This is a genomic window from Arthrobacter sp. KNU40, assembly GCF_051515115.1.
GTDB lineage: Bacteria > Actinomycetota > Actinomycetes > Actinomycetales > Micrococcaceae > Arthrobacter.
Genome location: NZ_CP195850.1, coordinates 1,470,613 through 1,490,276, shown reverse-complemented (window position 1 = coordinate 1,490,276; position 19,664 = coordinate 1,470,613). Strand labels below are relative to the sequence as shown.

At 64.8% G+C, this 19,664-nt stretch carries 22 protein-coding genes; 4 read left to right on the top strand and 18 right to left on the bottom strand.

What is annotated here, in order from left to right:
* Positions 1–24: 24 nt before the first annotated feature.
* The 7 genes from ACSKT0_RS07025 to ACSKT0_RS06995 are packed head-to-tail and all read right to left on the bottom strand — an operon-like array spanning position 25 to position 6,384.
* Positions 25–480, bottom strand: coding sequence for a molybdenum cofactor biosynthesis protein MoaE (locus ACSKT0_RS07025; protein WP_236816685.1), 456 nt, complete (start codon positions 478–480; stop codon positions 25–27).
* Positions 470–970: a MogA/MoaB family molybdenum cofactor biosynthesis protein gene (locus tag ACSKT0_RS07020; protein ID WP_437773113.1), complete on the bottom strand. Its 501-nt coding sequence runs from the start codon at positions 968–970 to the stop codon at positions 470–472. The genes ACSKT0_RS07025 and ACSKT0_RS07020 overlap by 11 nt, the downstream gene beginning before the upstream one ends.
* The gene (moaC, locus tag ACSKT0_RS07015) at positions 967–1,560 is read right to left on the bottom strand and encodes a cyclic pyranopterin monophosphate synthase MoaC (protein WP_437773112.1); all 594 of its coding nucleotides are present in this window, start codon (positions 1,558–1,560) and stop codon (positions 967–969) included. The genes ACSKT0_RS07020 and moaC overlap by 4 nt, the downstream gene beginning before the upstream one ends.
* Positions 1,548–2,831, bottom strand: a complete 1,284-nt coding sequence (locus ACSKT0_RS07010) for a molybdopterin molybdotransferase MoeA (protein WP_437773111.1) — start codon at positions 2,829–2,831, stop codon at positions 1,548–1,550. Before ACSKT0_RS07010 ends, moaC begins: the two co-directional genes overlap by 13 nt.
* Positions 2,815–4,374 carry a molybdopterin-dependent oxidoreductase gene (locus tag ACSKT0_RS07005; RefSeq protein WP_437773110.1) on the bottom strand — a complete coding sequence of 520 codons (1,560 nt, stop codon included), beginning with the start codon at positions 4,372–4,374 and terminating at the stop codon, positions 2,815–2,817. Before ACSKT0_RS07005 ends, ACSKT0_RS07010 begins: the two co-directional genes overlap by 17 nt.
* On the bottom strand, positions 4,371–5,639 hold the full coding sequence (locus ACSKT0_RS07000; RefSeq protein WP_437773109.1) for a sensor histidine kinase: 1,269 nt from the start codon (positions 5,637–5,639) through the stop codon (positions 4,371–4,373). The genes ACSKT0_RS07005 and ACSKT0_RS07000 overlap by 4 nt, the downstream gene beginning before the upstream one ends.
* The gene (locus tag ACSKT0_RS06995) at positions 5,626–6,384 is read right to left on the bottom strand and encodes a response regulator transcription factor (protein ID WP_437773108.1); all 759 of its coding nucleotides are present in this window, start codon (positions 6,382–6,384) and stop codon (positions 5,626–5,628) included. Before ACSKT0_RS06995 ends, ACSKT0_RS07000 begins: the two co-directional genes overlap by 14 nt.
* 150 nt (positions 6,385–6,534) lie before the next feature.
* On the opposite strand from ACSKT0_RS06995, the gene moaA reads away from it, so the two are divergent.
* The 3 genes from moaA to ACSKT0_RS06980 all read left to right on the top strand — a co-directional run bounded on the left by moaA (position 6,535) and on the right by ACSKT0_RS06980 (position 8,310).
* A complete protein-coding gene (gene moaA, locus ACSKT0_RS06990) occupies positions 6,535–7,665 on the top strand; it encodes a GTP 3',8-cyclase MoaA (protein WP_437773107.1) in 1,131 nt (376 codons plus the stop codon).
* A gap of 4 nt (positions 7,666–7,669) precedes the next feature.
* Positions 7,670–7,936 (top strand): MoaD/ThiS family protein, encoded by a 267-nt coding sequence (locus tag ACSKT0_RS06985; protein ID WP_345449795.1) that lies wholly within the window; start codon positions 7,670–7,672, stop codon positions 7,934–7,936.
* A gap of 80 nt (positions 7,937–8,016) precedes the next feature.
* Positions 8,017–8,310, top strand: a complete 294-nt coding sequence (locus ACSKT0_RS06980) for a hypothetical protein (protein WP_437773106.1) — start codon at positions 8,017–8,019, stop codon at positions 8,308–8,310.
* A 25-nt stretch (positions 8,311–8,335) separates the two neighbouring features.
* Here the strand turns inward: ACSKT0_RS06980 and ACSKT0_RS06975 are convergent, their stop codons facing one another.
* From ACSKT0_RS06975 to truB, 9 genes are all read right to left on the bottom strand, one after another.
* On the bottom strand, positions 8,336–8,797 hold the full coding sequence (locus ACSKT0_RS06975; protein WP_437773105.1) for a DUF1579 family protein: 462 nt from the start codon (positions 8,795–8,797) through the stop codon (positions 8,336–8,338).
* 174 nt (positions 8,798–8,971) lie between these two features.
* Entirely contained in the window at positions 8,972–10,315 is a 1,344-nt protein-coding gene (locus tag ACSKT0_RS06970) for a M16 family metallopeptidase (RefSeq protein ID WP_437773104.1), read from the bottom strand.
* 153 nt (positions 10,316–10,468) lie between these two features.
* The gene (locus ACSKT0_RS06965; protein ID WP_437773103.1) at positions 10,469–12,733 is read right to left on the bottom strand and encodes a polyribonucleotide nucleotidyltransferase; all 2,265 of its coding nucleotides are present in this window, start codon (positions 12,731–12,733) and stop codon (positions 10,469–10,471) included.
* 254 nt (positions 12,734–12,987) lie between these two features.
* Entirely contained in the window at positions 12,988–13,257 is a 270-nt protein-coding gene (gene rpsO, locus ACSKT0_RS06960) for a 30S ribosomal protein S15 (RefSeq protein ID WP_437773102.1), read from the bottom strand.
* A gap of 188 nt (positions 13,258–13,445) precedes the next feature.
* Entirely contained in the window at positions 13,446–14,300 is an 855-nt protein-coding gene (gene kynA, locus ACSKT0_RS06955) for a tryptophan 2,3-dioxygenase (protein WP_437773101.1), read from the bottom strand.
* 9 nt (positions 14,301–14,309) lie between these two features.
* Positions 14,310–15,293, bottom strand: a complete 984-nt coding sequence (locus ACSKT0_RS06950) for a bifunctional riboflavin kinase/FAD synthetase (RefSeq protein WP_437773100.1) — start codon at positions 15,291–15,293, stop codon at positions 14,310–14,312.
* 117 nt (positions 15,294–15,410) lie between these two features.
* On the bottom strand, positions 15,411–15,860 hold the full coding sequence (locus ACSKT0_RS06945; protein WP_437773099.1) for a hypothetical protein: 450 nt from the start codon (positions 15,858–15,860) through the stop codon (positions 15,411–15,413).
* Positions 15,861–15,862: 2 nt separating this feature from the next.
* Positions 15,863–16,216 carry a hypothetical protein gene (locus ACSKT0_RS06940; protein WP_437773098.1) on the bottom strand — a complete coding sequence of 118 codons (354 nt, stop codon included), beginning with the start codon at positions 16,214–16,216 and terminating at the stop codon, positions 15,863–15,865.
* Between the two features lie 2 nt (positions 16,217–16,218).
* Positions 16,219–17,139, bottom strand: a complete 921-nt coding sequence (gene truB, locus ACSKT0_RS06935; protein WP_437773097.1) for a tRNA pseudouridine(55) synthase TruB — start codon at positions 17,137–17,139, stop codon at positions 16,219–16,221.
* 86 nt (positions 17,140–17,225) lie between these two features.
* On the opposite strand from truB, the gene ACSKT0_RS06930 reads away from it, so the two are divergent.
* Complete coding sequence (locus ACSKT0_RS06930) at positions 17,226–18,380, top strand: pyridoxal phosphate-dependent aminotransferase (RefSeq protein ID WP_437773096.1); 1,155 nt, start codon at positions 17,226–17,228, stop codon at positions 18,378–18,380.
* A gap of 12 nt (positions 18,381–18,392) precedes the next feature.
* Here ACSKT0_RS06930 and ACSKT0_RS06925 read toward each other — a convergent pair whose 3' ends face one another.
* Positions 18,393–18,878: a nucleoside deaminase gene (locus ACSKT0_RS06925; RefSeq protein WP_437773095.1), complete on the bottom strand. Its 486-nt coding sequence runs from the start codon at positions 18,876–18,878 to the stop codon at positions 18,393–18,395.
* A gap of 117 nt (positions 18,879–18,995) precedes the next feature.
* A complete protein-coding gene (gene rbfA, locus ACSKT0_RS06920; RefSeq protein ID WP_236816645.1) occupies positions 18,996–19,505 on the bottom strand; it encodes a 30S ribosome-binding factor RbfA in 510 nt (169 codons plus the stop codon).
* Positions 19,506–19,664: the final 159 nt, after the last annotated feature.

Here is a 19,664-nt window from a genome sequence, read left to right as displayed (position 1 = left end):
CCCAACGTGGAGTCGGAAGCGACCCTATTCGCCGGCCCCGACCCACTCGACCGTGCCGTCGCTGAAGAACTGTTCCTTCCAGATGGGCACTTGGGCTTTGATCCTGTCCACGAGCTCCGAGCACACTGCGAAGGCTTGGCCGCGGTGTGCAGCGGCAACGGCGCAGACGAGCGCAGGTTCGCCAATCTCCAGCAATCCGATCCGGTGTGCTGCCCAGATCCGGACAGGCTGCGCGGCCTCCCCCGAGTGCTCCGCCACAAGCTTCGCCACGACGTCGGCCATGACCTGGTGCGCGGTGGGGTGGGCGCTGTAGCTGAGCCTGTCGACCGGTTTGCCGCCGTCGTGGTTCCGGACCACGCCGCTGAAGCTCACCACCGCTCCCGCCGTATCCGATTCCACGGCTGCTATGGCCTGGTCCACGGAAATCGGCTCCGCGCTAAGGATCGCGCTGATGACTTCGAAGTCGGTTTCAGTGGTCATGACTTCCCTCCAATTGATCGCAAAGGTGGGCGATGACGGGATCAAGGACGGCAAGGCCGTCCATGACGCCCTTCGGCGAACCCGGCAGGTTCACAATGAATGTCTTGCCTGCTGTACCGGCATGGCCCCGGCTCAGCATCGCCATGGGTGTCTTGGCGGCTCCGGCGCGGCGGATGCCTTCCATGAGCCCCGGTATTTCGCGATCCAGCAAAGGCAGGGTGACTTCCGGAGTGCGGTCATCGGGGCTCAGCCCGGTGCCGCCGCTGGTAATGACGACGGCGGGTTCCAGGGTCAGCAGCGCACGGATGGCGGCACCGACCGGCTCACCGTCCGGGACCACCATGACGGGGAAGGTCTCGTAGCCGTGTTCGACCAACCAGTCCAGGATCACGGGGCCGCTCTTGTCCTCGTAGATTCCTGCCGCGGCACGGTTGGACGCGATGACAACGCCGGCCTTCCGCGGACCACGCGCAGGTTCGCAGGCGTTCATGCGCTTTCTCCTTCGCCGGATGGACCGGGCACGGCGGACGCACCGGACGACGCGGGAAGGGCCCAGTCGCCGCTCTTTCCGCCGCTCTTGGCCAACACCTGGATGCCGCTGATGACAGCGTGCTTATCCACTGCCTTGATCATGTCGTAGACGCTCAAGGCAGCAACGGAGGCCGCAGTCAAAGCTTCCATCTCCACGCCCGTGACGCCCCTGGTCTTCACCGTTGCCAGGACAACCACGGTGTCCGGGCCGAGTTCGAAGTCCACAGTGACCTTGGAAATCGGCAGCGGGTGGCACAGCGGGATGAGTTCGGGCGTCTTCTTGGCTGCCATGATGCCGGCAACGCGCGCCACCGCAAGGGCGTCGCCCTTCGGGAGGTCACCGGCGCCGAGCAGGGTGAGCACCTCGGACGTGCTGTGGACCGTGGCGGTGGCGGTGGCCTCCCGCGTGGTCACGGCCTTTTCGGAGACATCGACCATTTGGGCTGTACCGTCTTGGCGCAAATGCGTAAGGGCGCCGCCGTCTTGGCGCAAATGCGTAAGGGCGCCGCCGATGCTGGCGGGGTCTGGAGTGTCATTCACAACATCCATACTTCCACTTCCGCCCCGGCGTCGAGTTCCGTGACTGCTGCAGGCACCTGGACCAGCGCGTTCGAGTTGGCGAGCGCATGGATGAGATGGGAGCCTGGACCCCCCTCAAGCCTGACCGTTCCGCCGGGAAGAAGGGTGCCCCGGCGGACCTGGTGCTTACCGGCCGGCGAGGTCAACGACTCCGCAAGGCGCGCCTGCAGGCTCGGCCGCAATGCAGGGCTGCCCACGACGGCGGCGAGCGCCGGGCGAAGGAACATTTCGAAGGACACGAGGCAGCTCACGGGATTGCCCGGGAATCCCAGGAAGGGCAGGCCGTCGAACGTTCCGATCCCTTGGGGGCCGCCGGGTTGCATGGCCACCGACACGAATTCGACCGGCTGGTCCATCATGGCCTGCCGGACCACTTCGTAGGCGCCCTTGCTGACGCCTCCGGTGCTGACGATGAGATCGACGGTGCCGCCCAGGCTGCGAAGGAGCGCCAGCAGCTCGGTAGGATTGTCGCCGCTGATTCCCGTCCGCGTGACGTGGAGGCCGGACTGAAGCATGGCGGCTTCGAGAAGGGTTCCGTTGGAATCGTAGATCTTGCCTTCCGGCAGGGACGTACCGGGTTCCACGACTTCATCGCCGGTGGTGACCAGGAGCACGCGCACCGGCGTGCGGACCTCGACGGCGGTCATCCCCATGGCGGCTAGCAGCCCCAATTGCCCGGGTCCGAGGGCCGTTCCCCCGCGCAAGGCAACGGTTCCCGCCGTGATGTCGCTCCCCGCGTCGCGGACGAACGTTCCGGGCTCAGTGGTGGGAAGGCGGACGGTTGATGGGACACCGGGGACGGGAAAGACATCAGGCACTGCCTGTTCGATGGGCACGACGGCGTCGGCACCCTCGGGCATCATGGCGCCGGTCATGATCGGGGCTGCGGTGCCAGGCATGAGCCGTGCCGGTGCCGCGCCGGCCGGGACGGGATCCACGACCGTCAGCTCCGCACCGGCGTCGCTCCCTGCGTGCGGGGCGAGGTCCGCTGCGCGGACAGCAAAACCGTCCATCTGGGAGTTGGCGAACGGCGGCAGGCTGAGCGGGGCCAAGACGTCGGCGGCAAGTACCCGGCCGAGCGCCCCCAACAACGGCAGCTCTTCGGTGCCGTCTATGTGCGCAAGGCCGGACAGCAACTCCTGGACGGCTTGACGGTGGGCTGCGACGGATCGTGCCACGAGGGTTCCTCCCGGGTTGTTTCGCTCGGACCTACCCAGCCTAGTATCAGTTTGCAGTGACATGGATGGTGTGGAACCCCGTGGCGCCGTCCGGTGCCACGGGGGTTCGGGCTTCGGGCTGCGGGGTACCCGTGGCATCGGTGGCACGGACCTGGACTTCATGGTTCCCTGAGCCCAACTCAAGGCCCAGCTGCCATTGGTACCACGTGTCCGACGAGATCCCCGGGGCTAGCTTGGCTTCCTGCCAATTGCCGCGGTCGACGCGCAACTCCACGCGGGAAACGCCGCGGTGTTGAGCCCAGGCGACACCGCCGAACTGGACCGTTCCGGCCTTGACCGAGCGGCCGTCCCGGGGCACGTCGATACGGGACTGCGTCTTGATGGGACCGTGGTCGCTCCAACCTCGCGGAACCCAGTAGCCCTGGTCGTCGGCGAAACGGGTCACCTTCAGTTCCGTCAGCCATTTGGTGGCCGAAACATATCCATAGAGGCCCGGGACGACCATCCGGACGGGGAAGCCGTGCTCCAGCGGCAACGGTTCGCCGTTCATTCCGACAGCGAGGATCGCGTCGCGATTGTCGGTGAGCGCTTCGAGGGGGGTTCCGGCGGTCCAGCCGTCAGTGCTGCGGGACAGCACCATGTCCGCCCCGGGCTTGGGTCCGGCCATGGCGAGGAGTTCGCGGACCGGCCAGCCCAGCCAGAGGGCGTTGCCGATCAGGTCTCCGCCGACTTCGTTGGACACGCAAGCGATGGTCACGTAGCGCTCGATCATCGGCTTGCTCAGCAGCGTGGCGAAATCCAACTGGACTTCGCGCTCCACCAAGCCGGTCACCTTGAGGGTCCAGTCCGGCGGATTCACGGCCGGCGGGATCAGCGCAGTGTCGATCCGGTAGAAGTCGGGGTTCGGTGTGACGAGCGGCTGCAGGCCCGCCAAGGTGAGTGCAGCGCCGTCGGGAACCTTTTGCGGAGGAGTCACCGGGGCGGGCAGGGCCACCCCGCGGCGGAAATCGGATGCCACCGTTCCCGCCCTGCGCACCAGGGTCGTGATGATGCCTGCCGCCGCCGCCGCGATCGCGGCTCCACCCAGCAATTGCATGAAGCTCCGGCGGGCCAATGGCATGTCGGCTGCTTCGGGCATGGGTCGCCAGGTTTCGAGCCGCTGGATCAGGAGCCGGAGGAAAAGCATGGTGACGATGGTGGCCACGACGGGGGCGATTGCCGCAGTGGGCGCGGCCTGGGCACGGGTCAGGACGGCAGCCAGCCCCGCCGCTCCAGCGAGCAAGGCAAGCGCCAGCCCCGCTCCCTTTCGCCGATACTCCAGGAGGCCGGCGACCGCGGCGAGGACGAAGGTCACCAGGGCGATGCTGACGATCAAGGCAAGTTTGTCGGCGGTGCCGAAAAGGTTGACGGCCAGTTCCTTGGCCCAACCCGGAACGGCGTCGATGACCACGCCCCCCAGCGCGGTGACCGGCGAGACGGAGGGGCTCAGGAACCCGGCCAGCAACTCGCCGGCCGCCACCCCGAGTCCGATGGCCACCACGCCGCACGCCGCCGCCCATCGGGCCGCCGTCCTGGTACTGGTTTTCTTCGAAGTGGTCCTGCTCATGATGTGCCTGCCTGTTTGCGGCTCTTTGCCGGAATGGTGTCCGCGGGAACTGTCTGTGTCGGAAATACCTCGGTGCGGGATGGGGTAGCCTGCGCACCCGATGGAAGGCGGAGTGTGAAACGGCAGCCCTCGCCCGTGTTCGCCACCGTGACCATGCCGCCATGCGCCTTCACGATGCCCGCCACCATGCTGAGTCCTACGCCTGCCCCGCTATACCGCGGTGGACCCCCTTCGACGGGTATTCCCGCTCCCCGGGAACGGTCCTTTTGCCAACCGGTCTCGAAAACGTGGGCGAGATCCTCATCGTCGATGCCGCCGCAGCTGTCCACGACGTCCACGACGGCGTCGCTTCCGTCGCGTCCGACGCGAACCATGACCCCGCCGTCGGGCCGGCTGTAGATAATCGCGTTAAGCACCACGTTCCGGACGGCCCTTCCCAGGCTCGGGCCGTCCGCGACGGCCATGCACTCGCGGTCGCCGCCGCCGTCGAGCCGGATGCCGCGCTGGGCGGCGAGCGGCGCAAGGTCGGCAATCGCGTCGCTCACGAGGTCGTAGAGGTCCAAGGATTCTGCGCTGAGCCGGAGCGTTCCGGCCTGGATTTTGGACAGTTCCAAGAGGTCGTTGACCATAACGGCCATCTGGTCCGTCTGGGCGATGATCTTGCGGTAGTACGTTGGGACGTCGGAGGCCATGCCGTCTTCCAGCGCTTCGGCCATGGCCCGCATGCTGGCCAAAGGGGTCCGGAGGTCGTGCGAGATCCAGGAGACCAGTTCGCGGCGGGCGGTTTCGACGGCGGCTTCCCGTCGTCGGGATTCCTCGAGTTTGATGCTGCTCGCTTCGAGTTCCTGGGCGAGCTGGGCAAGCTCGGAGTTCATTGCGGGTCCGGCCCGCCGCGATCCTGATTGTGCCAGGAAGGAGCCATCGAGGGCTTCTCCGCTGCCGAGGCGCCGCGTTGCTGCCACGAGCCGGATGGCGTTGCGGGACACCCCGGCCCCGAGGACGAGGGAAATCGCTATTGCCACGGCCGAGGCCACCCCGAGGATGTACCACATGACTTCGAGGTCCACAGCGGAAATGAACATCGCATTGAAGGCGCTCACCATCCCTGCCACGAGAACGGCAACGGTCGCCACCACCACGAGGCAGATCTGTACCAGGATCGACGCGCCGCGCAGGAAACGCAGCAAGGCAAGGGTCAAGGCGCCGATGAGGACAGCCCACAGCAGCATCCAGCCCAGGATCGCGAACATTTCAGCTGCCTGCATGTCCACCTTCCTTCGCGTCAAAGCGGTAGCCGACTCCCCAGACGGTCTTGAGCAGCACCGGCGTGGTGGGGTTGTCCTCGATCTTTTCGCGTAAGCGACGGACGTGGACTGTCACGGTGGACAAATCCCCGAAGTCCCAGCCCCACACTGCCTTGATGAGGTCCTCACGGCTGAACACTTGGTTGGGCCGACGAAGCAGGAAGGCCAGCAGATCGAACTCACGCACCGTAAGCATGAGGGGTTTGCCATCCTGGAGCACTGTGCGGGACGCCGGATCCAATTCGAAGCCGGCGAGTTCCACGGGAGGTTCCGGGCTGAATTCCCGGATACTCCGGCGCAACACGGACTTCACGCGGAGGACAAGCTCGCGGGGCGAGAAGGGTTTGGTGACGTAATCGTCCGCTCCGGTTTCCAGGCCCAGGATCCGGTCGTCTTCCGTGCCAAGGGCGGTGACCATGATGATGGGAACGCTCATGGCCAGGCGCAGCCTGCGGCACACTTCCACGCCGTCGAGTCCTGGCAGCATCCGGTCCAGGATGACAAGGTCGGGCCGCCTGGCGGCTGCGAGGCTCAGTGCGGTGAAGCCGTCGCCCGCGAGATCGACCTGGAAGCCAGCCTGGATCAGGTAGTCCCGGACGACGTCGGCGATGGTCTGTTCATCTTCGACCAGCAGAATGCGGCGATTGCCGACTTCTGCAGGGTGCGGGGCGGACTGCGTGTTCACACCTTCAGCATAGATTCGCATGGTGCCCGCGGTATGTGTTCCGGGCGCCGCCGGGCCAACCGTATGCATTCCGTAAGAAGTCGCGCCTTCCTTGCCTTCCACGGGAGCAGACGACGAACGTGACCGGTGTGCGATATCACGCTCGAGCCCTGCCTGGCGTAGCCTGAACCCATGAGTGTTCAGCTAGGCATGCCGTTGCCCCCTACGGGCGACGGGACGGGAAGCAGCGTTTCTGCGCCCCCGCCGCGCCCTGCAGGAACTCCCCCGGGCCTGTTCGACCGTTACGGACGCCGGGCCACCGACATGCGTTTGTCCCTGACTGACAAATGCAACCTGCGCTGCACGTACTGCATGCCGGCCGAGGGCCTCGAATGGTTGTCCAAGCAGGCTGTCATGACCGCCGCCGAGATTGTCCGGCTGGTGCGGATCGGCGTCGAACAACTCGGGGTCCGCGAACTTCGCCTCACAGGAGGCGAGCCCTTGGTGCGTGCCGACCTGGTGGACATCATCTCGGCCCTCCGCGAGGCGCACCCCGATCTGCCGATCTCCATGACCACCAACGGCGTCGGACTCGACAAGAAGGCGGCGGCGCTCAAGGACGCCGGGCTCACGCGCATTAACGTGTCCCTCGACTCCCTGCACGAAGAAACGTTCACGAAGCTCACCAGGCGACCCTTCCTGGCCAAGGTATTGGCCGGCGTCGATGCCGCCTGGGCTGCGGGGTTGGGTCCGGTCAAGATCAATGCCGTCCTCATGCGCGGAATCAACGACGCCGAGTCCCCCGACCTCCTGGCCTGGGCCGTGGACCGCGGCTATGAATTGCGCTTCATCGAGCAAATGCCGCTGGACGCCGATCACGGTTGGACCCGGCGGGACATGATCACGGCGGCAGAGATCCGCGAACTGCTCTCCCGCGACTTCGCCCTGACCCCGGACCCGCGCGAACGCGACGGCGCACCGGCGGAACGATTCGAAGTACGACGGCGGGACCCGGAATCTGCGGAAGCCGACGGTCCGCTGCTGGGCACCGTCGGCATCATCGCCTCCGTCACCGAGCCGTTCTGTTCCGATTGCCGGCGCACACGGATCACCGCCGAAGGCAAGATCATGAGCTGCTTGTTCTCCCGCGAGGAATTCGACCTGTTGGGACTACTTCGCTCCGGAGCGGACGACGAGGAACTCGCCCAACGCTGGCAGGACGCCATGTGGATCAAACCCAAGGCGCACGGCATGGACCACACGGGCCTCGGCGCACCCGACTTCGTCCAGCCGGACCGCAGCATGAGCGCGATCGGAGGCTGAGGCTTTGCTCGTACGATACTTCGCTGCCGCGCGCGCCGCGGCGGGCGTCGAAGAGGAACACCACGACCTCCCTGAAGGGACCGGCCTGGACGGGCTGATCGCGGCCGTGCTCGCCGTCGAACGTCCGGAACCACCGGCTGGAACACCGCCCCTGGCCCGGATCATTTCCCGCAGCAGCTTCCTGCGCAATGAGGTAGCGGTCCGCGACCGATCGGCGCCTCTCGGTGCGGACGACGTCGTCGACGTCCTCCCACCGTTTGCCGGCGGCTGAGCCGGCGACGGCCGAGGGGTGGTTCCCAGGGTCCAAGGAGCCTACGCTGTGCCTATCCGCGCAAGAGCAAAGGAACAGCCATGTACACCCTCCTGATCGAACACTCGGTGAACGACTTCGGCGCATGGAAGCAGTCGTTCGACTCGGATCCGGCGGATCGCGCCGGCTCCGGCGTTGTCTCCTACCGGGTCTCCAGGCTTGTGGACGATTCGCAGCGGGTCCTGATTGAGCTTGATTTCGCCGAACGGGAGCAAGCTGAATCAATGCTGAACACGTTGCGGATAAAGGTGTGGAGTGGACCAGGAAGGCCGGCCTCGCTCGACGGCATGCCAGACGCGCGGTTAGTCGAGTCGATGGAGGCCAGAGTCCTCTGAGTGATGCGCCTGCTGGACGTGAGCTTTAGACGCGCCTGCAGACAGAGACCATGAACGGGCTGAACGTCGGGGCATCCCCGAGCCTTAGCTCCGCCATATGGGTCAGCACGCCGCCGTCCACCTTGAAAGTGTGTCGCGCCGTCCCGCGGGGGCTGCGTCGCTCCAGCCTCAGCGTGCCGTCTTCCCAATGCCCCCGAGCCGGAGCTTCCGGGGGCCTGCCCATGCTGTCCACGTAGTACCACAAGGTGTCCCCGTGGTCCGGGTCAACGGTAAAGACACCATGCCCCTCGAAATGGGTGCCGTCGGGCTCAATGTGCCGGTAGCTCTGCACCAAGGCGTAACCTCCTGCCGCGCGCGAGAAGGTCACCTCGGCGTCGGCGGTCCGGGCAGGTCCCCAGGGCGACGCCGAGAGCTCGGTACTCCCCCGCCAATGACCCAGGAATGCCTCCAGCGCAGTGTGTGCATGACTCTTCATTGGCTCGTTCATGGCGACTCCTGCGCAAGGCTGTGGATACGTCACCATCATGTTCCCGATCGAGCAGGCGCGTCCAGCCTTCCCCACACCGGACATGCCTCCTCTTCCAAACCAGGAATGGACATATCAGGGTTATATCCACTCCCAGGCTCCAACGAGGGGCATGTCCCTGTGAGAGTGCGGGGTTCAGAGGCCGAACGTCTCGGTTTCCTCGAAGGGCCCGACGACGGTCACGGTGCGGGGGGCTTCTGCGAGCACCCGGGCGAGTTCCTGGACCTGGTCGGCTGTGACGGCCTTGATGCGGGCCAGCGTTTCATCGATGTCCTGGAATTCGCCCGAAACGAGTTCGGCACGGCCAAGGCGGGACATCCGGGATCCGGTGTCTTCAAGGGCCAGGACGATGCCGCCGCACAATTGGCCCACGGCCTTGCGCAGTTCCTCGTCCGTGATTCCGTCGGCAGCGAGCTTATCCAGTTCGGCGCCCAGGAGTTCCAGAACCTGCTTGACCTTCGACGGCGTGCAGCCGGCATACATGCCGAAGTAGCCTGCGTCCGCGTAGGCGGAGGCAAAGGAATAGGTGGAATAAACGAGGCCCCGCTTTTCGCGGATCTCCTGGAAGAGACGCGAAGACATGCCACCGCCAAGGACCGCGTTCAGGACGCTCATCACGAAGCGCCGATCGTCTGTGGCCACGATCGAAGGGCAGCCCATGATGATGTTGGCCTGCTCCACGGGACGCTTGATCACATGCAGCCCTGCGGTGCCCGTGATATCCGCCCGCTCGGTGGAGCGGCGCTCGACGGGGGCAGCGGTGTCCTTCAGCTCCCACCCGGCCGTCCGCAAGGCATCGACCACGAGGCGGCAGACGACGTCGTGGTCCAGGCCGCCGGCTGCGGTGATGACGATTTCGTCCGGCCGGTAGTAGCGCTGGTAATGTGCCCACACGGAATCGCGGGACACGGCCTTGATGGCGGCAGGGGTGCCACCGATCGGGCGTCCCAGCGGATGCACGCCGAGTACCGCGGCCACGAAATTTTCATGTGCGACGTCGGTGGGGTCATCGCTGTCCATGGCGATTTCCTCAAGGATCACGTCGCGTTCCTGTTCAAGTTCCGCAGGATCGAGCACGGCGCCGGTGATCATGTCGGCAATGACGTCGATCGCCATGGGGAGGTCCGTGTCCAGTACCCGGGCAAAGTAGCACGTGCTTTCCTTTGCCGTGGCCGCATTCGATTCACCGCCGACCTCGTCGAAAGCGGACGCGATCTCAAGGGCGGTGCGCTTCTTGGTGCCTTTGAACAGGAGATGCTCCAGGAAGTGGGTGGAGCCGTGCTGTCCGTCTGCCTCGTCCCGGGAGCCGACTCCCACCCAGAATCCGATAGTTGCCGAACGCTGCCCGGGCATGGCCTCGGTGAGCACCCGGACGCCTCCCGGAAGCACTGAGCGCCGGACAACGGAGCCGCCTTCGGCGCCATGGATCAATTCGCCGCCGGGCACGGTCTGCGCCAATGGGAGGGGTACGACAGTCATCAAGACCTTTCAGTTCTGCGGGAAATCACGGGTGCCAAATCTGGCTGCAATCGTACCAGCGGGCGCATCACCCCCGGGACGGGAATTCATTGTTAAACCGGGCAGGACCGGTGGACATGTCCACCGGTCCTGCCGCGTGTTTGCCGGTTCAGGCTACTCGGCGGAAACTTCAGCCTCTTCGGCGGGAGCTTCTTCAGAGGAGGCGCCTTCTTCCTCAGCCACAACCGGGGAGAGGGAGAGCTTGCCGCGGTCGTCGATCTTGGTGATCTCGACCTGGATCTTCTGGCCCACGGAGACGACGTCATCGACGTTGTCCACGCGCTTGCCACTGGCCAGCTTGCGCAGTTCGGAGATGTGCAGCAGGCCGTCCTTGCCCGGGGTCAGGGAAACGAACGCACCGAAGGTGGTGGTCTTGACGACCGTGCCCAGGTAACGCTCACCGATTTCCGGGATCTGCGGGTTGGCGATGGCGTTGATCGCGGCGCGGGCTGCTTCTGCAGACGGACCGTTGGTAGCGCCGATGTAGACGGTGCCGTCGTCCTCGATGGAGATGTCGGCGCCGGTGTCTTCCTGGATCTGGTTGATCATCTTGCCCTTGGGGCCAATGACCTCACCGATCTTGTCAACGGGGATGTTGACGGCGATCACGCGCGGTGCGAACTCGGAGAGCTCGTCCGGAGTGTCGATGGCGGCGTTGATGACGTCCAGGATGTGCAGGCGGGCTTCGCGGGCCTGCTTCAGGGCTGCAGCCAGGACCGATGCGGGGATGCCGTCGAGCTTGGTGTCGAGCTGGATGGCGGTGACGAACTCGGAAGTACCGGCAACCTTGAAGTCCATGTCGCCGAAAGCATCTTCGGCGCCGAGGATGTCGGTCAGGGCGGCGTAGCGGGTCTGGCCGTCAACCTGGTCGGAAACCAGGCCCATGGCGATACCGGCAACAGCGGCCTTCAACGGCACACCTGCATTGAGCAGGGACAGCGTGGAGGCACAAACGGAACCCATCGACGTCGAACCGTTGGAGCTGAGGGCCTCGGACACCTGGCGTATGGCGTACGGGAATTCCTCGCGGGACGGCAGCACCGGCATGATGGCGCGCTCTGCAAGGGCGCCGTGGCCGATTTCGCGGCGCTTCGGGGAGCCGACGCGGCCGGTCTCGCCCGTGGAGTACGGCGGGAAGTTGTAGTTGTGCATGTAGCGCTTGCGCGTGACGGGAGACAGCGAGTCGATCTGCTGTTCCATCTTGAGCATGTTCAGCGTGGTGACACCCATGATCTGGGTTTCGCCGCGCTCGAAGATGGCGGAACCGTGAACGCGGGGCAGGACCTCTACCTCGGCAGTCAGCTGGCGGATGTCCGTCAGGCCACGGCCGTCGATGCGGATCTGGTCCTTGAGGATGCGCTGGCGCACAACCTGCTTGGTCAGGGAGCGGAAGGCTGCGGAGAGCTCCTTCTCGCGGCCCTCGAACTCGCCGGAGTGGGCGCTGAGGACTTCGTCCTTGAGCTCGTCGGAGGCGTTGTCGCGGTCCTGCTTGTCGGCGATCTGGAAGACCGCGGCAAGCTTTTCGGCAGCGGTAGCTTCAACGGCGGCGTAAACGTCGTCCTGGTAGTCCAGGAAGATCGGGAACTCAACCGTAGGCTTGGCAGCGCGGGCGGCCAGGTCGGCCTGGGCCTCGCACAGCGCCTTGATGAAAGGCTTGGCAGCTTCGAGGCCCTCGGAAACAACTTCTTCGGTGGGAGCGGTAGCGCCCTGTTCCTTGATGAGGTTCCAGGAGTTGTCCGTGGCTTCGGCTTCAACCATCATGATGGCGACGTCGTCACCGTCGGGACCCGACACAACACGGCCGGCGACAACCATGTTGAAGACGGCGTTTTCGAGCTGGGAGTGCTTCGGGAAAGCAACCCACTGCGAACCCTGTTCGTCGGCGACGAGGGCAACGCGGACGCCGCCGATCGGGCCGGAGAACGGGAGGCCGGAGAGCTGGGTGGACATGGACGAGGCGTTGATGGCCACGACGTCGTAGAGCTCGTCCGGGTTGATCGCCAGGACGGTGACGACGATCTGGACCTCGTTGCGCAGGCCCTTGACGAACGCGGGGCGCAGGGGGCGGTCCATGAGGCGGCAAGCCAGGATGGCCTCGGTGGACGGGCGGCCTTCACGGCGGAAGAACGAGCCCGGGATGCGGCCGGCGGCGTACATGCGCTCTTCGACGTCGACAGTCAGCGGGAAGAAGTCGAAGCCTTCACGCGGGGACTTGCCAGCGGTGGTTGCGGACAGCAGCGCGGTGTCTTCGTCGATGTAGACCATCGCGGCGCCGGCTGCCTGCTTGGCGAGGCGGCCGGTTTCGAAGCGGATAACACGCTTGCCGAAGCGGCCGTTGTCGATGATGGCTTCTGAGAACTGGATTTCGGGACCCTCCATTGAGAGTCACCTCCGTTTCTTGTTTAGCGGAAGTCCTTCCGCATCGACCCAGGCCAGCGTCTGTTCCTGGCCTGTACGACACCCGGTCATCGATCGAGACCCACGGGCTGCGCCTTCATCACAGAAGGCTGTTCCCGGGGATCACTACCGAGGACCGCGAATGCGCGATGCGGTTGAACTCCTGTTAAGTGTTGGATTTAGTTATGGAGAAAAGGCGGCCCGGTCCGCGGAGGATCGGGCCGCCCGAAGTCAAACTAGCGGCGCAGGCCGAGGCGCTCGATGAGCGCACGGTAGCGGGCAATGTCAGTCTTCTTGAGGTAGCCCAGCATGCGCTTGCGACGACCAACCATAGCCAGCAGACCGCGCTGGGTGTGGAAGTCGTGCTTGTGCTCCTTCATGTGCTCAGTCAGATCCTTGATCCGCTGAGTCAGGACTGCAATCTGGACCTCCGGCGAACCAGTGTCGTCCTTGGACGTTGCGTATGCCTCGATGATGGACTGCTTAACAGCGGCTTCAAGTGCCACGTGAACTCCTAGAGTTGTGCCGTGCGTCCCGATTCAGCGCCTCGCTGCCGGGTTGTGATGTGCCAATGACCGCACACAAAACAGGTCCAGCCGCCACGGACTGCAGCCGGATCCATCCCTCAGTTTACCGGCAGCCCGGCAATCTTGTCGAAAGCTGCCGTGTGACCCTCCTCAAACAGGAGCGACACTCACTGCCCGATCTCGGTCCGGACTGCGAAAAGCTCAGGGAAGAACGTCAAATCGAGCGCCTTCTTCAGGAAGGAAACGCCGCTTGAACCTCCGGTTCCCGTCTTCATGCCGATGGTCCGCTGCACCGTACGGAGGTGCCGGAAGCGCCACAATTGGAAGTTGTCTTCCAGGTCCACCAGTTCCTCGCAGGCTTCGTAGGCCGGCCAGTTGTCTGCGGCATTTTCGTAGATGTGCTTGAAAAGGGGCAAGAGCCCAGGTGTGAACTCGTGGGCCTGCGTCACGTCCCGGTCCAGGACGGAGCGTGGAACGTCGTAGCCGTGCCGGTCCAGGTAGGCAAGGAATTCGTCGTAGATGCTCGGAGCGTTCAAGAGCTCCTCCAGCATGGTTCTGGACTCCGGATCAGATTCGAACACCGGCAACATCTTCCCGTTCTTGTTGCCGAGGATGAACTCGACGGCGCGGTACTGGCTCGACTGGAACCCGGAGGCATTGCCCAGGAAGCCGCGGAACTGGGAGTACTCGGTAGGGGTAAGCGTGGCGAGCACCGACCATTGCTCGGTGAGCGTCTTCTGGATGTGCTTGACCCGTGCGATGGCCTTGAGCGCGGAGCCAAGGTCGTCCTGGCGCAGCCAGGTGGCCGCGCTCCGGAGCTCGTGCAGGACCAGCTTCAGCCAGAGCTCGGTGGTTTGGTGCTGGATGATGAACAGGAGTTCGTCATGGTGCTCCGGCTGGCTGACAGGTTGCTGGGCGCTGAGCAGCAAGGGCAGCTGCAGGTAGGAGCCGTAACTCATGCGTGAGCTGAAGTCCTTGACGATGCCTTCGTCGAGTGGCCGGGTGTTCTTCTCAACGCTCACGGCGCGGGGCTACTTGTCCAGCAGGAGATCGTGGGCCTGGGCGACGTCCAGGCGCATCTGCTCTACGAGGGCCTCGGGTCCGCGGTAGGCCACCATGCCCCGCAGCCTCGAAGTGAATTCCACCACGACGGTCTGGCCGTAGAGGTTGAAGTCCTCCACTTCCTCCTCCGGGCGGTCGATCACGTGGGCTTCCACCTGCCGGCTCACGCCGTCGAACGTGGGGTTGGAACCGACCGAAATCGCGGCGGGCCAGCGGGTTCCGGATTCGTCCACGAGCCAGCCGGCGTAGATTCCATCCGCGGGGACGTAGCCCGTGGCGCCGTGGTCCAGGTTCGCCGTGGGAAAGCCCAGGGCGCGTCCCCGCGCGGCGCCGTGGACCACTTCGCCGCGCATCCTGTGCGGGCGGCCGAGGACGGCAGCCGCGGTCTCGACGTCGCCCTCGGCGAGGGCCTCGCGCACCCAGGTGGAGGAACAGCGACGGTCCGTGCCGCCGTCGTCGTGCACGGGAAAGCCTTCCGCGCCGAATTCGTTGACCACGTGGACGCCGAATCCGAGTTTCTTGCCCAATTCCTGCATGGTGCCGACGTCGCCGGAATTTCCCACGCCGAAACGGAGATCGTGGCCCACAACAACGTGTGCCGCGTGAAGCCCGTCAAGCAGGACGTTGACGACGAATTCCTCGGGCGTCATGGCCGCAAGCGTGAGGTTGTACTTCATGACGAGGATGGCATCCACGCCCGTGTCGGCCAGGGCATCGAGCTTGTCCTGCAAGCCCATGAGGAGCTCCGGTGCGGAGTCGGGCCGGTGGACCAGGGCCGGGTGGGGATCGAACGTCACGACGACGGACCGCGCGCCGTGCTGCCCCGCGGTGCGCAGAAGCTGCGTCAGCACCTGCTGGTGTCCGCGATGGACGCCGTCAAAGTTGCCGATGGTAACGACGCTGGGACCGAAATCCTCGGGGACCTCAGTGGGATCGTTCCAGATGTGGACCATCAACCTCGCCTTTTACTGCTGGTATTCGCTATGCCCGGCGCCTGGTCCGGCGCCGGAATTCTCTAAGGTTACCCGCTATCCCTGGGCTGGCATGCCCGGGTGGCGGAGCCCCGATTTCTAGTGCGGGAGCCGTGCCGGGCGCCGACGGTAGAGCCACAACAGGCCCAGGACCGGCAGGATCAACGGGACAAAGCCGTATCCGCGTCCGAACAAGGACCACACGGTGTCGTGCGGGAAAGCCACAGGATCGAAAAGGCTGATCGCGCCAACCACCAGCACCCCGACCATCTCCACGAGGACGGCCGCCAGCGATACCTTGAACCACGTGCGGCCCGGCTTCGCGAGGGAGACTGTGGCCACGATGTACACCACGGCGGCGAAGGCCGAAAGGATGTGGGCCAAGGGAGCATCCGAGAACTTCGTCAGGATCTGGTAGCCGGCACGGGCCGTCGCCGAGATCGCGAAGACTGCGTAGACCGCAATCAACAGCCTCCCGGGCCCGGTATTGCGGGTGTCCGGGTTCTTCTTCCCGGTGGTTTCAACAGTCACTTCGTGTGCTTCTTCCAATGTCAGTACCAGATCTGGTTCATGCGGGCCGCCATGACCAATGCGGTGACGCCCACGGCGCCCATGACGAAATTGCTCCAACGGGTCCGTTCCAGGATGGACCAGTACACCGCGACGACGGGGAGGATGAGCGCCGTGACGATGTAGCCCCAGAATTCCCAGGGCTCCCCCGCGATCTTTTCACCCATCGCGACGCGGATGATCGATCCCACCAGATAGACCAGCAGGACGAGTTCGACGGCGGCAACGGACAGTATGGTGACGTCGTTGGGGGCCTTCTTCATGATGCCCGCCACGACGCAAATGACGGTGGACAGCAGGCCCACCACAAGGACAGCGTAAAAGTATCCGTCCATGGCTAGTGTGCCTGCTTTTCGTTGTCAGGCGCGAACACGAGGACGGGCTTGGCGAAACTCCCCGCATCGGCCAACAACGCCACGAGCTCCCCTGATGGAGAGAACGCAGCAGCCGGGTTCTCGGCGGTGGCTGCGTCGGCCGTGCCGGCAGCGGGTCCCGCGGCGATCCTGCGGCCAAACGAGATCTCGGTGGTTTCGGCGTCGCTCAACTCCCGGTTGGGCATGAGCGCGCGGGCGGCGGCGGACATGTCGAGGACTTCCAGTTCCTCGGCAAGCTGTTCGAGGGTGCGGGCCTGCGCCAGGGAGTACGGCCCCACTTGGGTGCGGCGCAGCACCGTGAGATGGCCGCCGACGCCGAGAGCCTCGCCAAGGTCGCGCGCCAGCGCGCGGATGTAGGTGCCCGAGGAGCACTCGACAGTCACATCGATGTCGACGACCCTGCCGTCGTCGACCCTCCGGATGGCATGGATCTCGAATCGGTGGATGGTCACCGGCCGGGCGGCGAGCTTGACCTCTTGACCCGAACGGACGCGCGCGTAGGACCGTTCGCCGTTGACCTTGATGGCGCTGACGCTGCTGGGAACCTGCTGGATTTCGCCACTGAGCTGCGCGACGCCGGCACGGATGGCTTCCTCGGTGACTCCGGCGGCGCTGCGGCTTTCGGTGATGTCCCCTTCGGCATCGTCCGTGATGGTTGATTCGCCGAGCCGGATGGTGGCGGAGTACGTCTTGGAGGTGCCGACGATGTAGGTCAACAGTCTCGTGGCCTTGTTGATGCCAAGCACGAGGACCCCGGTGGCCATGGGATCCAGGGTCCCTGCATGGCCGACTTTCCGGGTACCGGCCAGTCGCCGCATCCGTCCAACCACATCGTGGCTGGTCCATCCTTGCGGCTTGTCAACGATTACCAGTCCAGAAAGCACGCCTCCCAGTATATCCGCGTCGAGGCATGCATCCTGCGGCCCCCGGCTTCCCTGAACGGTCCGGGTGCGCAGCTAAGATGGCTCCCATGCCTGAGCTTGCCGCACACGTCCGCGAAGTGCCCGTGAACCAGATCCGCGAAATTACCGAGGCCGCCTGGAGCACCCCCGGGGCAATTGTCCTTAGCATCGGCGAGCCCGGCTTCGCGCTCCCCCGGCACATCCTGGACGCGGGGATCGCGTGTCTGGACAGGGACGAGACCAACTACACCCCCAATGCCGGGATCCCGGCGCTGCGTGAGGCCTTTGCCGACCGCTTCCGTGCCCACAACAAAGTGGACCTCGGGGCGGAGCGCGTGTATGTCGTCGACGGGGCCCAGCAGGGACTGCATTTCGCCATGAGCCTGCTCCTCTCCCCCGGCGACGAGATCCTGATTCCTAATCCTGGCTACCCCACTTTTGCCATGACGAGCCATTTGCTGCACGCCATTCCGGTGCACTATCCGCTCTACCCCGAGCACGAGTTCCAACCCCGCATCGAGGACATCGAGGCACTGATCACTCCCCGTACCAAGGTGTTGGTCCTGAATTCGCCTTCCAATCCCCTGGGCGCGGTAATCTGCGAGGAAACAACGCGCCAGCTCGTGGAATTGGCCGTCAAACACGATCTGTGGATCATTTCGGATGAATGCTACGAAGCCTTCACCTTCGACGTTCCGCACACGAGTCCCGCCCGCTTCGACAGCACCGTTCCCGGGGAGGCGCGCGTTTTCACGTCCCTGACTTTGTCCAAAACGTACGGGCTGACCGGGCTGCGGATCGGGGCGCTCATTTGCCCGCCGGGCCTGGAACGGAAGATGAACAACGTCATGGAAGCGATCGTTTCCTGCGTGGCTTCGCCTTCCCAGTACGCGGCAGTCGCGGCGCTGACCGGCCCGCAGGACTATGTGGACACCGCGCGGGAGCATTACCGTTCCAACCGCGACGCCGCCTCGGCAGTGCTCGCGGAAAAGCGCATTCCCTTCCTGGGCGCCCAAGGCGCTTTCTATCTCTGGGCGGACGTCTCGCATGTAAGCGGCGGGGACGTGCGTACTTGGGTGCGCACCTTCCTGGCGGACGCTGGAGTGGCCGTGGCGCCGGGGACCGCTTTTGGTTCCATCGGCGAGGGGTGGATCAGGATCGCTTTGTGCGGTGACCACCAGCAGCTGCTCGACGGCGTCGGGCGGCTTCCGGGCCGCGTTTAGGGCCTGACGATCTCAGTATTTGGTCCGGCTCTTGTGCCCGCGCCAAGCATCGAAGGGAGCCTCCGATGCGGCGACCTCCGTATGGTGGACGGGCAAAAGTTCAGGCCTGTTGCCATCGAAATATTCGTAGAACACTGCATCGTCGAAGCCCGCGGCTGCGGCCCCGTGCCGATCTGCGGCAAAGTAGACGCGGCTTACCCTGCCCCACAGGGCGGCCGAGAGGCACAACGGGCATGGTTCGCAGCTTGAATAGAGCACCGAGCCGCTGAGATCGAAGCTTCCCAGTTCCGACGCCGCCCGCCGGATGGCCACCACTTCTGCGTGCGCTGTGGGGTCGTTATCGCGGGTGACCCGGTTGACGCCGTCATGGAGCCGTCCGTCCGGCGTGACCACGACGGCGCCGAAAGGGCCGCCGCCGTCGGCCACGTTCTGAACCGCGAGCCGCAGGGCGTATTCGAGGTAATCTTCGGGACTCTGAGCTGCATCGTGCGCCGACATGCTCCGATCTTAGCGACGGCCCATCAATTTGGCCCGGCTTTTCGCGGTTAAACAAAGAAGGACCGGATCCGGCAGTTCTAAGAACTGCGGATCCGGTCCCACCCGGGAAGCGCTGGACTACTTGCCGCCGTCTTCGTCGATGTCTTCATCGGCACGGAGGTCGATGTCTTCTTCATCAAAGTCGTCTTCGTCGATGTCCGCATCCTGCGGGGCATCGCTCTTGTACGGGTCCGCATCGCCTGCGTGCTTGGCGCCGGCAGCCAGCGCGGCTACCTCGGCGTCGCGCTGCTTGGCGGTGCGCAACAGCTCCTCAAGGTTCGAGGCGTTGACCGGAATAAGGTCCGCAACGAATTCCAAGGTAGGAGTCAGCCGCACGGTGATGTTACGGCCCACTTCCTGGCGCAAAACACCCTTGGCCTTCTCCAACGCCCGAACAGCATCAGAATGAGCGGCTTCGTCACCGAAGACGGTGTAGTACACGGTGGCGTGCTGAAGATCGTTGGTGACGCGGGCATCGGTAATAGTGATGCCCTCAACCCGAGGATCCTTGATCCGCCGGCCCAGTGCCTCAGCAACAACAACCTTAATCCGCTGCGCCAACTTGGCAGCGCGTGCCGGATCAGCCATTTCAACTCCTAAAATTTTGCGTACGACGGCGCGTTAGCAACTTGCGTACTTAAGTCTAAAAATGCCACTCGCCAAAAAAGGTCCGGAACGGACCGCGAGCTTCCCACCGAGGCCCGTGGAGCCGATATGGGGGCCCGGGAGTGGCATCGGGCCTGCCGA